At 42.3% G+C, this 13,046-nt stretch carries 13 protein-coding genes; 3 read left to right on the forward strand and 10 right to left on the reverse strand.

The features are described from left to right. Positions 1 to 22: 22 nt before the first annotated feature. The 8 genes from ung to SJY38_RS11790 form a co-directional block, all read right to left on the reverse strand. Positions 23 to 685 carry a uracil-DNA glycosylase gene (gene ung, locus SJY38_RS11755; RefSeq protein ID WP_377109813.1) on the reverse strand — a complete coding sequence of 221 codons (663 nt, stop codon included), beginning with the start codon at positions 683 to 685 and terminating at the stop codon, positions 23 to 25. Then, a complete protein-coding gene (locus SJY38_RS11760) occupies positions 682 to 1,542 on the reverse strand; it encodes a cobalamin-binding protein (RefSeq protein ID WP_377109814.1) in 861 nt (286 codons plus the stop codon). The genes ung and SJY38_RS11760 overlap by 4 nt, the downstream gene beginning before the upstream one ends. After that, complete coding sequence (gene cobO / locus SJY38_RS11765) at positions 1,542 to 2,141, reverse strand: cob(I)yrinic acid a,c-diamide adenosyltransferase (RefSeq protein WP_004587989.1); 600 nt, start codon at positions 2,139 to 2,141, stop codon at positions 1,542 to 1,544. Before cobO ends, SJY38_RS11760 begins: the two co-directional genes overlap by 1 nt. Then, on the reverse strand, positions 2,125 to 3,615 hold the full coding sequence (locus SJY38_RS11770) for a cobyric acid synthase (RefSeq protein WP_377109815.1): 1,491 nt from the start codon (positions 3,613 to 3,615) through the stop codon (positions 2,125 to 2,127). Before SJY38_RS11770 ends, cobO begins: the two co-directional genes overlap by 17 nt. 5 nt (positions 3,616 to 3,620) lie before the next feature. Further along, positions 3,621 to 4,625 carry an iron ABC transporter permease gene (locus SJY38_RS11775; RefSeq protein ID WP_064385684.1) on the reverse strand — a complete coding sequence of 335 codons (1,005 nt, stop codon included), beginning with the start codon at positions 4,623 to 4,625 and terminating at the stop codon, positions 3,621 to 3,623. Positions 4,626 to 4,629: 4 nt separating this feature from the next. Beyond that, a complete protein-coding gene (locus tag SJY38_RS11780) occupies positions 4,630 to 5,439 on the reverse strand; it encodes an ABC transporter ATP-binding protein (RefSeq protein ID WP_377109816.1) in 810 nt (269 codons plus the stop codon). Between the two features lie 298 nt (positions 5,440 to 5,737). After that, positions 5,738 to 6,670 (reverse strand): porin, encoded by a 933-nt coding sequence (locus SJY38_RS11785; RefSeq protein ID WP_377109817.1) that lies wholly within the window; start codon positions 6,668 to 6,670, stop codon positions 5,738 to 5,740. Between the two features lie 198 nt (positions 6,671 to 6,868). Beyond that, positions 6,869 to 7,738 carry a LysR family transcriptional regulator gene (locus tag SJY38_RS11790; RefSeq protein ID WP_004587984.1) on the reverse strand — a complete coding sequence of 290 codons (870 nt, stop codon included), beginning with the start codon at positions 7,736 to 7,738 and terminating at the stop codon, positions 6,869 to 6,871. 90 nt (positions 7,739 to 7,828) lie between these two features. On the opposite strand from SJY38_RS11790, the gene SJY38_RS11795 reads away from it, so the two are divergent. Then, the gene (locus tag SJY38_RS11795; protein ID WP_004587983.1) at positions 7,829 to 8,203 is read left to right on the forward strand and encodes a DUF413 domain-containing protein; all 375 of its coding nucleotides are present in this window, start codon (positions 7,829 to 7,831) and stop codon (positions 8,201 to 8,203) included. A gap of 87 nt (positions 8,204 to 8,290) precedes the next feature. After that, complete coding sequence (locus SJY38_RS11800; RefSeq protein WP_039972264.1) at positions 8,291 to 9,526, forward strand: response regulator; 1,236 nt, start codon at positions 8,291 to 8,293, stop codon at positions 9,524 to 9,526. 52 nt (positions 9,527 to 9,578) lie between these two features. Here SJY38_RS11800 and rarD read toward each other — a convergent pair whose 3' ends face one another. Together rarD and SJY38_RS11810 are read right to left on the reverse strand one after the other, a co-directional pair. After that, on the reverse strand, positions 9,579 to 10,496 hold the full coding sequence (gene rarD, locus SJY38_RS11805) for an EamA family transporter RarD (protein ID WP_004587981.1): 918 nt from the start codon (positions 10,494 to 10,496) through the stop codon (positions 9,579 to 9,581). Positions 10,497 to 10,626: 130 nt separating this feature from the next. Beyond that, a complete protein-coding gene (locus tag SJY38_RS11810; protein ID WP_004587980.1) occupies positions 10,627 to 11,082 on the reverse strand; it encodes a thioesterase family protein in 456 nt (151 codons plus the stop codon). 134 nt (positions 11,083 to 11,216) lie between these two features. On the opposite strand from SJY38_RS11810, the gene recQ reads away from it, so the two are divergent. Further along, positions 11,217 to 13,040 carry a DNA helicase RecQ gene (recQ, locus tag SJY38_RS11815; protein WP_004587979.1) on the forward strand — a complete coding sequence of 608 codons (1,824 nt, stop codon included), beginning with the start codon at positions 11,217 to 11,219 and terminating at the stop codon, positions 13,038 to 13,040. Positions 13,041 to 13,046: the final 6 nt, after the last annotated feature.

The following is a 13,046-nucleotide window of genomic DNA, read 5'->3' on the forward strand; positions in this document are numbered from 1 at the left end:
AAAGCCTTTTTTAATATATCAATTAAACCTGCCAGTTAATGGGCGTATCGCCTTGGGCTTGTAACAATTCATTTGTTTGTGAAAAGTGCTTACAGCCAAAAAAACCACGATGCGCAGAAAGCGGCGATGGGTGCGGCCCTTTTAAAATATGATGGCGAGCGCTGTTAATATTTTTACCTTTTTTTTGCGCATGAGCGCCCCATAAAATAAACACCACTCCTTTGCAGTTTGCATTTATATGGGCTATCACATTATCGGTAAATTGCTCCCACCCTAAATGCTTATGCGAGTGCGCTTGGCCTTGCTCAACCGTGAGTACCGTATTGAGTAAAAACACGCCCTGCTCTGCCCAGCTTTGTAAGTAGCCATGGTCTGGTATTTCAAAACCGGGAATATCCGTTGCCAATTCTTTGTACATATTTTTTAACGACGGCGGTAACGTTTTAACCTCTGGCAACACAGAAAAACATAAGCCATGGGCTTGGCCTTCTCCGTGGTATGGGTCTTGGCCTAAAATAACCACGCGAATATTGTTAAGGGCTGTCGCTTCAAAGGCACTAAATACTTGCTCTTTGGGTGGGTACACAGCAACACCTTCGACACGGCGTTTTGCTACATAATCTAATGTTTGCTGCATATAAGGTTGCTGTAATTCATATTCTAAAAAGGCTGGCCAATCGCTCATTGTATACTCTTAATTTGTTTGCGTGATGCGTCTATTTTATCACACATATTTGCCAGTCCATCTAGCATGCGCGGTGTAAAACGATGTAATAAATCGGCATTTACACGTATAAATTGGTTCTGTTTTACAGCGGGGACTTCTGGCCATTTTTGCCAATTAATTTTAGGTTGTGGCTTATCGGCTTGTTCATCAGGAATAATAATAATCTGTGGTTTTTTAATCACCACGTTTTCAATACTTATTTGCGGGTAGTCGGTTGGGCTGTGTGCAAATACATTGCTTACATGACATGTTTCTATAAGCTGGTTTATCCATGTATTTTCACTTACCGTCATCATTGGCTCTGGCCATAATTGATAAAAACCAGTTAATATTTTTTTGCTTTGCTGCTGCTTTTTAATTTTTTTGAGCTTAGTAATAAATGCGTTTGCTACTTGCTTGCTTTGCTCAATACGCCCTGTAAATTTTCCAAAAGCAATCAGCTCGTTTGCAACTTCTTCTATTTTTTTGGGATCACTTAAATGTACTTTTATACCAAGGCGTTTAATTTGTTCTAAATCTTCACTTTGATTACCGCTTTTCCAACCAATCACTAAATCGGGTTTTAGCGCTAATAATTTTTCAAGAGAAATACCATAGTAACCACCAATGCGTTCAATACTTTTAGCTTCATTTGGGTAATCGGCGTAATCAACAGTGCCAACAATATTACTTCCCGCACCTATAGCAAATAGGTTTTCTACTATATGCGGTGCAAGTGCTACAACGCGCAGTTTATCTGGCGTAGCTGTATCATTGGCCACGGCACTGCCCCCTGAACACAATAACAGCAGTGCAGTAAAAAACGCTTTATACATTAGTAATCAAACCCTTCTAGTGCTTTTATACCCGAGTCGAAGGCGTGTTTAACATTGCGCACTTCGCTTACTGTATCGGCAAGGTCTGTTAACGTGCGGTGCGCTGCGCGACCTGTAATAATAACCGATTGCATGGGAGGGCGATTATTTAGCGCGTTTACTACCTCATCTAAATCAATATAACCGTAAGTCACCATGTAGGTAAGTTCATCAAGTAATACTAAATCAATACTGCTATCTGCAAGCATACGCTTTGACTCTTGCCACGTTGCTTGCGCGGCTGCGGTGTCGGCTTCTTTATTTTGCGTATCCCATGTAAAACCGGTATTCATAACGGCAAATTCAACCCCTGCGCCTTGTAATAAGTTACGCTCTCCACACTCCCATGTGCCTTTAATGAACTGACAAACAGCGGCTTTTTTACCATGACCTACGCAGCGAGCAACCACACCAAAGCCTGAGGTAGATTTACCTTTACCATTACCCGTAATTACCTGAAATATCCCTTTAACATCTTGCGCAGCAGCCACGCGTGCATCTACCTGCTCTTTTACTTTTTGTTGGCGCTGCTGGTGCTTATCGTTATTTGTATCCGTCATTATTATCTCCTTCATAAATCGATATAATGTGTTGTATGTTCAAATGCGCCTCGCACATAGTGGCTAAGCGCTCTAGTTGTTGCTCGCGGTGCGCTACAATACTCACAGGTTGTATGGCTGCATCGCTTTTTACCCACTTTAAAATTTGCAGTGTGGCAGCAGGTTCATCAAACAAGCCGTGTAAATAAGTACCAGCAATGGCATTGTCATCACTAATAAAGCCATCGTTTTCAAACCCATGAGGGTGCGCGTTAAACGTTAAAAATGGCTTATCAAGTGCTGCGCCTTCACTAATGCCGGCATGAATTTCGTAGCCGCTACACGGTGTTTGCAAATCATTTAACTGCATAGCCGCCGTTACTTTAGTGAGTACTTTTTGGGTGCTAAGTGTGGTTTCAAAATCGCATAGGGCAAGCCCCGTTACTTGCTTTAAGGACGACTCGACTCCGTTGGGATCATTTATGGTATACCCCAACATTTGCATACCACCGCAGATACCAAGTACTTTGCCACCATAACGTATGTGGCGCTTTATTTGCATATCCCAGCCTTCATTTTTTACAAAACTTAAATCGCCCAGCACGTTTTTACTGCCAGGAATAATAATCAGATCAACCGGTGGGATCGCGTGTGTGTGGCGTACATAATTTATATTAATATTTGGGTGCAGCCGCAATGCATCAAAATCGGTATGGTTACTAATATGCGGCAATAAAAGCACGGCTATATTAATGGTGGCAGTCGTCACCGTGTTATCTATTGCTACAGCATCTTCGGCATCAAGTGCTAAATCATGCAAATAAGGCAGCACTCCAAGCACTGGTTTTTTTGTGTAGCGCTCAAGCCAATCTAGCCCACTTTGTAGCAAGCTTATATCGCCTCTAAAGCGGTTTATAACAAAGCCTTTTACGCGCGCTTGCTCGGATTCGCTTAATAACGCAAGTGTGCCCACTAAATGCGCAAACACACCGCCCTTGTCTATATCGGCAATAATAATGACAGGGCAATCTACCGCTTCTGCGTAACCCATATTGGCAATGTCGTTCTCGCGTAGGTTTATTTCTGCGGGGCTGCCTGCGCCCTCAACCAATAATAAATCAAACTGCTTTGCTAGGCGTTTATGCGAGGCAAGCACTGCATCCATCGCAACCTGTTTATAGTTATGATACGCCCCGGCCTCCATATTACTAATGGCTTTTCCATGTACAATGACTTGTGCCCCCGTATCACTATTGGGTTTGAGCAATATGGGGTTAAAGTCGTTTTGAGGCTCTACTTTAGCGGCTATAGCTTGCAAAGCTTGCGCACGGCCTATTTCGCCGCCTTCTTTTGTAACCGCGCTATTAAGCGCCATATTTTGCGGTTTAAAAGGCGCGACCTTTACACCTCGCTTTGCAAACACTCTACAAAGCGCAGCAACTAAGGTGCTTTTTCCGGCATCTGACGTAGTGCCTTGAATCATTAAGGTTTTCATCAGCACTATGCCTTTGTTTTTCTAAAAAAGAGTAAGCTTAAAAAAAATACGCTACCCATGGCTGCTGTGATCACCCCTACAGGGAGCTCTTGGTTTTTAAGTAATGAGCGCGAAAGCACATCGACCCACACCATAAACGTGCCGCCCACTAAGCTAGTAATTAGTAAGCCTGCAGTACTGCCCTGAGATATAAAAAAGCGCACTATGTGCGGCACCATTAAACCTACAAAACCAATACCGCCACATAAGGCCACCAGCACGGCCGTTATTAACGAGCTCAATACCAACATTAAAATTCTAAAACGGTGTACACGGACCCCAAGCGTTATCGCGCTTTCATCGCCAAGAAGCAACGCATTTAACTGCCTTTTAAAGCTCAACATAAAGCTAATACACACCACTATAACCACGCATGGCAACCATAACGTGCCCCATTGTGCGCGGGCAAAGCTGCCTAACGTCCAAAACAAAATACCAGCCACTGCTTGCGGGTCACTCCAATACAGCAATAAACTTGTAAATGCGCTAAATAAAAACGACAGTGCCACCCCCGCTAACAACATAGACTCTACTTGCGTGCTTTTTTGCCGCCCAGCAATAAGTATCAATAAGCCCATTGCTAAAAAGCTCCCTAATAAGGCAGCAGCCGATAACATAAAACCTGCACTAATACCCGCAACAGCCATAAGCAGTACGACCCCAAACGACGCGCCTGACGATATGCCAAATAAATACGGATCAGCGAGCGGGTTACGGGTAACCGTTTGTAAAATAAGCCCTGCAATAGCCAAACCTGCCCCCGCCATAAAGGCAAGTAAGGTACGAGGTAACCTAAGCTCATAAATAATACGCGCGTTAAACGAGCCCTCCCCTGCTGATAAAACCCCTGTGAGCACATCACTTAACGGCGTATCTGCGGCGCCAAAGCTCAGTGCGCTAAAAAGGCTGCCCAGTGCAATTAATACGGCTGCTATAAATATTGTCCACTGGTTTATTTTTGTTATATACATTTAATTAATAGCCATAAAAGTAAGTAATATGAGGAATAGTTTGGCCATTTTCTGTGCGCTGAGGGTGGCTAGTTACGCGCGCACATACCCCAAAAACATCCGCTAGCATGTCCTCACTAAGTACCTGCGCAGGCGAGCCTGCATGTGTTATTTTACCTTTATTAATAACCACCAGCTCATCGCACATCGCGGCTGCTAAATTTAAATCATGAAATGAGGCAAACACAGTAACCCCTAGCGATTTTGCCAGTTCCATCACTTGTATTTGGTATTTAACATCTAAATGGCTGGTTGGCTCATCCATGATGAGCAATTGCGGTTGCTGCACTATAGCGCGGGCAATCAATGCACGTTGCTTTTCGCCCCCCGAAAGCGACTCAAAATTTTGCTTACACTGTTGCTCAAGCCCTACGGTTTTTATTGCCTGTGTAATTTTTTGTTTGTCGCTGTGGGTGGTGGCGCTAAATAATGACTTATGAGGTGTAAGCCCAAGGGCAACCACATCAAATAATGTTAGGTTAAATTGCGCAGGCGCTTCTTGTAGAACTACAGCAACATATTTTGCGTAGTCTTCACTTTTAAGCTGCCAAATATCCTGCTGATTAAAGGTAACGTTACCAGCGGTGGGTTTATTAAAGCGATACAAACAGCGCAATAAGCTCGACTTACCCGCCCCATTTGGGCCAATTAACCCAATAAACTTACCCTTAGCTATGTGTAAATTAATATTGTTTAAAATGGCGTGATCATCGACTTCCCACGACACATTTTGAACGTTTAATAAGGGTGTATTTGGCGCTAATGTAGTTTGCAAAAGTGAGTCCTTGGAAAGCGTGCACTCACTAACACACAGCTAAAAGACTAGTGCATCAATAAAAATGAGTTTACCCGCTCGTTAAAAAAGTATACCAATCTAGAACTTCTCATGCTGATTGATATGTCTCATTTGTATCTGACTTAAAGCGTGGTGCTAATTACAGTTACGGGAATAGTTGAGGAATTTCACCCCATTCCAAATGAGGGTCTATTATGGGCGGGTAAGTAAATAATTTAAAGCAAAAAAAACCGCGCTCATTAGAGCGCGGTTAATAAAGGGAGTGTTTAAGCAACGCTTAAAACTTGTATTCCATACCTAGGCCAACGTAGTCTTGGTCAACATTGTTGTCCATATCAAAGCTTGAGTAAAAACCAAATACTTTAATGTTTTTATTAAACTTATGATCAACACCTACAGAAACTGCCGTTTTGTCGTCGCTGTCATCAAAGTCCATTGCTTGGTATTGCACTTTAAACGTGTTTTTACCCATGCTGTAGGCTGCGTTTAATAAATAGCCGTCAGCTTCTGCGCTACCGTCTACTTTTTCTTGAGTTTGGTACATAGCGCCTAATTTAAAGCTCTCTACTTTACCTTGAATTGACGCACGCACTACATCGTAGCCATTTACTTCGCTATCGGCTGCAACCGAGGCGTATACCGCACTCTTTTTAAGTGCAGAGTCACCGTAAGTAACCGCCATTGAATAGCCGTTATCTGCATCTACGTCATCTTCGGCAACAAATGTAGCAAGTACTTTAAAGCCTTCGTAGCTTTTAGATGTATAAGTGATTGAATCACCTAGGCGGTTTTCACCTTTAAAGACATTTTTAATATCGCCTTCAAGGTCATTAAATAAATCTAACTTACCTTGCGATTGTTTAAGCGCTGTATCGTTACGACCCACAACAACTTGACCATATGTACCTTTTAAACCTACATACTGGTTACGTGCAGAAATATTGTCGTCGTTATCACCTTTAGAGTCAGCATCAGATACATCAACTTGAAACTCAAACTTATAAACTGCTTCTAATCCATCAGTAATCTTTTCAGACCCTTTTAGTCCAAAGCGAGATGCATTACTTTTAATTTCAGTGAAAGACCCTTCACCATCATTAGACGATTGCACAGTAACATTCGCTTTACCGTATACATCAACGTCTGCAAACGCGCTAAAAGATAAACCACTTACTAGTGCAACACATAAGCTCGATTTTACAAAATTCATGTTATTTCCTCGATAATCACAAGACTAATTTTTAAAACAGCTGCAGTTTGTCACCGTTAAATGACAGATATATTACAAAGGAAACATTTTTGTCTTTTTATTTTAATAAAAGTGTCTAAATTCTGAAAACAAACCGACATGAATATTTAATAAACAAAATTGTACCTATTCAACCTCATTAAAAATCATAGTCGGTATTTAGTGTTCATCAACAGGCTGATAAGCATTTATTTTAGGTAATAAGTTAATCAGGGTTTCTATTAACTCTTTTTGTTCGTTGTCTCTGTGGTAAGCCACAAAAATATCACGCGAAGTATGTTCTACATCTTTTACATGAAACAGCTCACCCTTTTCTAGGTGAGACTCAACAAGTACCTCGGGGATAAACGCACTGCCGCCACACTGAAGAATTAAATCAAGGGCAATACGCCCCGTACTGGTTCTAAAATAAGGCGGCGTTTTACCGGTAAATTGGCGCGCATGCCATAGCGAAAACGTAGTACCCCAATCAACATATACATATTGGTTATCAAAAAAGTTCTCGTTAGTGGCCGTGTCATAGCCACTAACCGGAATAATTGGCAGCTCGCAAATTCGCTCTACCACAAGCTCGTCTACTTTAGGGGGGTCAAATAAAATGGCCAAATCAAGCGTACGCTCTAATAATAACCGCGTGCTTTCTTGTTGGGCTTTAACCTCTGCGACCAACGAGACCCCAGGCATAGCCGACACAATATTAGTAATGCCAAATTGTAAAAACGCATCCCATATATTAGGCGTACCCGCTAAACTTATTTGCTTGTGCATGTTATCGGCAAGTGCCACATCGACTTTGGCACGCTGCATGCCGGTGATGATCATTTTAGCGTGCGGAAGCAATCGCTCTCCTGGCGCCGTTAATTGAATATTGTTACGCTGGCGAATAAACAAGTTTACACCCAACCCCTGCTCTAATTGGCGAATTCGAAAGCTTACTGCCGATTGAGTGATATACAGGTTTTCGGCCGCTTTACCAAAGTGACGCGTGCGCACAACCTCTACAAATGTTTTTAATAAATCTATATCCAATTTTTTATCCTCACGATAAAAATAACTTGTTTAATAAATTGTCAAACTTGCATCATACTCCAGCAATAAACAGGGTATGAGGATACAGTTATGAGCAACGATATTTCACTACTTCGCCAAGCGTTTGTTAGCCAACGTCAATTTTATGATGATCAAAACTTTCCTCGCGGGTTTAGCCGCAGCGGAAACTTCACCTTATTAGAAGCCAGCATATTAGAGCAACACGGCGTTGTACTAAAAGGCCTTTATAATAAAACTTTAGCACCCCAAAATACGCTACAAGAGCAATTTGTTGACGTAGTTTGTGGCAGTAAAGAACCTACAAACCCAATCGAAAAAGCCTGGGTTAAATATTTAAAACTAACAACCTGTAAAACCAAGTTTCATACACTTTTTGGCCGTTCAAAAATGTCAGGGCCGGTACCAATAAGCCAAGACGATTATAGCGAATCAGATAGCGTATAAGCCTCTAAGATATTTGCTTTTTTGCGTTTTAACAGTTACAACTTGTATAAGCAAATACTTTTGCAAAATATCAAACAAGGTTGTTACGTGACGCGAAAAATACTCATAGTTGAAGATACGCCTACTATAGCGCGTGTGCAAAAGCATATCGCGCTTAAAGCAGGTTACGAAGTAGATATAGCCGAGTCTTTAGCGGCAACAAAAGAGCTAATAAAACACAATAGCTACTTTTGCGCTGTTGTTGATTTTATCCTTCCCGATGCTCCTGCCGGTGAGGCGATTCCGTATACTATTAATGCCGACATTCCCACCATAGTAATGACTGGCAACATAGATAAACAAACTCGCGACACGGTAGAAAAATACCCAATAATTGATTACATAATCAAAGAAAACAAACAGGCTTACCAATACCTAGAAAAACAACTAAGCCGTTTACCACGTAACGAGAACGTAAAAGTGTTGGTCGTCGACGACTCAACCTCTACCCGTAGATACATTTGCAGTTTACTAAAGCGCCATAAGTATCAAATACTCGAAGCAAAGGACGGCAAAGACGCGCTAGAGGTACTTGAAAGCCAAAAAGATGTGTCTGTTATTATTACCGATAACGAAATGCCAAACATGAATGGTGATGAGCTATGCGCCGAAATTCGCCGGCTTTACAGTAATGATGAAAAAGCCATTATCGGTATTTCAGGTGCTGACTCGTCAGCATTATCGAGCCTATTTTTAAAAAATGGTGCCAACGACTACCTTCATAAACCCTTTAACAGCGAAGAGTTTTACTGCCGACTAAGTCAAAACGTCGACATGCTTGAGCAAATCGCAACAATCAAACGCCAAGCAAATACTGACTACTTAACTAACCTGCCTAATCGACGTTACTTTTTTGAAGAGTCGAGCAAGTCTCTCAAGTATTTAAAAAAATCAAATCAAGATGGCGCACTCGCCATGCTTGATATAGACCACTTTAAATCGATTAACGATACATACGGTCACGATTCAGGCGATGAGGTTCTCAAAGGGTTGGCGGTGTGTTTTAAAAAGTACTTTGAAAAGCAGCTAGTCGCTCGCTTAGGCGGTGAAGAATTTGCCGTTTACTTTACTGATGCAACCACAGCGCAAGCGCTAAAACGCCTTGAAGGATTTAGGCAATTTATAGAGCTTAATAGCCAAGAGTTTAGCCAAGAAAAAATTAAATTTACAATTTCTATTGGTTTTGCAAGCGGCCCTATTTACCAAATAGATGAGTTACTTAAACAGGCCGATTTAAAGCTATATGATGCAAAAGAAACCGGCCGTAATAAAGTAATAAGCTAAACCTTAACGCTGCTTTATAGCAACTTGCTTAAACTATTATTGCGCATAGGTATTAAACTTCGGCGGCGGTTACAGCCGCTTTTTTACGCTTACGCGATTGATGATAAGAGTCCCAGGTAAATATAGCCAGCGCACTCCAAATACAGGCAAACGTAATCACCCGCTCTGCATCAAATACTTCATCGTAAAACACCACAGCAAGCATAAACATTAAACTTGGCCCTATGTACTGAAAAAAGCCCAATGTTGTGTACTGCAAACGCTTGGCCGCTCCGGTAAAGCAAAGCAGCGGCAACGTAGTAATAATACCGGCACTAATTAACAGCGCATTGGTATGCCAATCGTTCAGGGCTAAATCGGAAGTAGGCGTTGGTGCCATTACCCACCAGTAAATTAATGCAACCGGCAGTAAAATTAGGGCTTCGAGTAAAATGCCTGGCAGCGCTTCAACAGGTAACTTTTTACGCAGTAAGCCATAAATAGCAAAAGACGTGGCAAGCGAAAACGCCACCACCGGAAACGAGCCAAAACTGACCAATTGCAATACTACGCCCGCAAAGGCTAAAAACACTGCAAACCCTTGTAACTTTCGCAGCCGCTCGCCTAAAAATAGCATGCCCAACAGCACATTAAGTAATGGGTTTATGTAATACCCTAAACTGGCATCGAGCATATGGTTATTATTAACCGCCCAAATAAACAGCCCCCAATTAAAACCCAATATAGAGGAGGTAAGTACTAACATTAAAATAATTTTTGGCTGGGCAACTATGCGCTTAACCTTATCCCAGTATTTAAGCACACTGACCACAAGTACTAAAAAAACCACAGACCAGACAACACGGTGAGTTAAAATTTCAAAAGCAGAAACATGTTGTATTTGTTTGAAATAAATAGGCGCTAAGCCCCACATTAAAAAAGCTAAACAGGCAAAAATACCACCTTTACGCTGCTCGTTTGCAATCGACATACATACTACTTATTCATACTAAAAGGCCGACAGTTTATACCAATTCGCGCTATTAAGTGATTTATTTTGCGGTAACTAAAGCTCAGCGTAAGGCAAAGCTTTTTATTTTAGCCGTGCGTAATTAGCAGCTTTAACCTACTAAATACGTACCTGTACCAAAGGCGATTTGGATTGCCTTTTCATTGTGTAGCTCCATTCTACATACACACACTTTATTTCCAGAGCGGATCAAAGTAGCACTGGCTGTAAATGTCTCCCCTTTGCCAGGGCGCAAATAATCTGTGCGCAAATCAATAGTGCCTAAGGTAGCCAGCTTTTGCTGAACGCTAGGGATATCGAGCTCGGTTAATTTATCAATAACACTGGCTGCTGCAAGCATGCCGCCCACATTATCGAGCACCGCCGATATAATACCGCCGTGAAGAATTTTTTGCGCAGGATTGCCTATAAACACATCCTGCCAAGGAAAGGTAATTTTAGCTTGCTCAGGGCTGAGCGACTCTACCGAGATATTTAAAAACTGATTAAATGGCATGCCATTTACAAACAGTGCGCCAACTTGTTCAATTAACATTTCTTTATTCATTATTATTCTCTATGTTTAAATTAACACTGGTACGATGAGTTAAGCATACCTGAAGCAAAACCACGAGGCACTAATTAAATCATTTACCTCTAAGCTAAAGACATCCTATAAAAAAACCACTAAAATAGCCGCCGATGAATACTCTAACCCCTACACCTAGCACATTGGTCCGCAAGCCCGACACGGTTCTTAAACAAGTGTTTGGCTACAGCGAGTTTCGTGATGGCCAAAAAGCGGTGATCGACGCGGCCATTAATGGCCAAGACTCTTTGGTACTACTGCCTACAGGCGGCGGTAAATCAGTGTGTTACCAAGTACCAGCGTTAGTGCTTGAAGGGGTTACTGTGGTAATTTCACCGCTTATCTCGCTCATGCAAGACCAAGTAACGCAACTGCAAGCATTAGGTGTTAAAGCCGCTTACATTAATAATAGCCTGGCTCGCGAAGAGCAACAATTAGTGTACCAACAATTGCACCAAGGGCTAATAAAATTACTGTATGTAGCCCCTGAAAAAGTGCTTCAGCATGAATTTACTGAGCGACTCAGCCACTTAAATATCAGCTTATTTGCAATTGACGAAGCACATTGTGTATCGCATTGGGGGCATGACTTTAGACCTCATTACTTTAGATTAAATGAGCTTAAGCAGCGCTTTCCCCATGTACCTATGATGGCACTGACCGCCACGGCCGATAAAGCGACCCGCTTTGATATAGTTGAGCAATTAAAATTACAACAGCCCTATATACATACCGGCAGCTTCGACAGACCGAATATTCGTTACACCATCGAAGAAAAGTTCAAGCCAATGGCGCAACTACTGCGCTATTTAAAAGAGCAAAAAAATCAAAGTGGCATTATTTACTGCACTAGCCGTAAACGCGTTGATGACATTGCCGAAAAACTCGCTGATGCAGGTTTAAATGCCGCCGCGTACCATGCCGGCATGAGCAACGAGCAACGCCAATTTGTGCAAACCGGATTTGCCCGCGATGATATTCAAATAGTCGTTGCGACCGTTGCCTTTGGTATGGGCATAAATAAACCAAATGTGCGTTTTGTTCTGCATTACGATATTCCAAAAAGTATTGAAGCCTACTATCAAGAAACTGGCCGCGCTGGGCGTGATGGCTTAGCCGCAGAAGCCATTATGTATTTTGATCCCGCCGATATAGGCCGCGTTAGGCGCTTTTTTGAAGACATAGACGATGAACAACGCCGCCGCGTAGAAGAACAACGCTTTAATGCCATGGCCAGCTTTGCCGAGGCGCAAACATGCCGCCGGCAAATACTATTAAACTACTTTAGCGAGTATAAACGCGAGCAATGTGGCAACTGTGATATTTGCATTAACCCACCAAAAAGCTTTGATGGCACATTAGTAGCGCAACAAGCGCTTTCGTGTGTGTATCGAGCTGGGCAGCGTTTTGGCTTAGGCTATATTGTAGAATTATTACGCGGGGCTAATACCAGCCGCATACGCGACAACAACCACCACGAACTCAGCACCTATGGCATAGGCAAAGACAAAAGCAGTGAATTTTGGCTCAGTATATTACGCCAACTTATACACCAAGGCTTGTTAAGCCAAGATATTACCCAAGGCGCCTCGCTGCGCTTAACCGAAGCAGCACGCGCAGTGCTTAAAAGTGAATACGCTCTACAGCTTGCCGAGCCGCGCTTACAAGCTAAACACGTATACCAAGATAAACTGGCGCAGTTTAACTACGACAAAAAACTATTTGCCCGGTTACGGGCTCTGCGTAAAGAACTCGCTGATGCCGACGATGTACCGCCGTACGTTGTATTTAACGATAAAACCTTAGCCGAAATGGCGCAATTAATGCCCACCAACGACAGCGAATTTTTAAAGGTATCGGGCGTTGGCTTTACCAAACTCAATAAATATGGCGGCGAATTTTTAACGGCCATTCGTAATTACCTTGCTAGCAATTAAGTAAAC

The organism is Pseudoalteromonas sp. R86517 (assembly GCF_042466295.1).
Classification (GTDB): Bacteria; Pseudomonadota; Gammaproteobacteria; order Enterobacterales; family Alteromonadaceae; genus Pseudoalteromonas; species Pseudoalteromonas atlantica.

Bases quoted from the DNA above. Each gene is read 5' to 3' on its own strand.
- ung (WP_377109813.1), bottom strand. From the start codon at position 685: ATGAGCGATTGGCCAGCCTTTTTAGAATATGAATTACAGCAACCTTAT.
- SJY38_RS11760 (WP_377109814.1), bottom strand. From the start codon at position 1,542: ATGTATAAAGCGTTTTTTACTGCACTGCTGTTATTGTGTTCAGGGGGC.
- cobO (WP_004587989.1), bottom strand. From the start codon at position 2,141: ATGACGGATACAAATAACGATAAGCACCAGCAGCGCCAACAAAAAGTA.
- SJY38_RS11770 (WP_377109815.1), bottom strand. From the start codon at position 3,615: ATGAAAACCTTAATGATTCAAGGCACTACGTCAGATGCCGGAAAAAGC.
- SJY38_RS11775 (WP_064385684.1), bottom strand. From the start codon at position 4,625: ATGTATATAACAAAAATAAACCAGTGGACAATATTTATAGCAGCCGTA.
- SJY38_RS11785 (WP_377109817.1), bottom strand. From the start codon at position 6,670: ATGAATTTTGTAAAATCGAGCTTATGTGTTGCACTAGTAAGTGGTTTA.
- SJY38_RS11795 (WP_004587983.1), top strand. From the start codon at position 7,829: ATGAGCAACGATATTTCACTACTTCGCCAAGCGTTTGTTAGCCAACGT.
- rarD (WP_004587981.1), bottom strand. From the start codon at position 10,496: ATGTCGATTGCAAACGAGCAGCGTAAAGGTGGTATTTTTGCCTGTTTA.
- SJY38_RS11810 (WP_004587980.1), bottom strand. From the start codon at position 11,082: ATGAATAAAGAAATGTTAATTGAACAAGTTGGCGCACTGTTTGTAAAT.
- recQ (WP_004587979.1), top strand. From the start codon at position 11,217: ATGAATACTCTAACCCCTACACCTAGCACATTGGTCCGCAAGCCCGAC.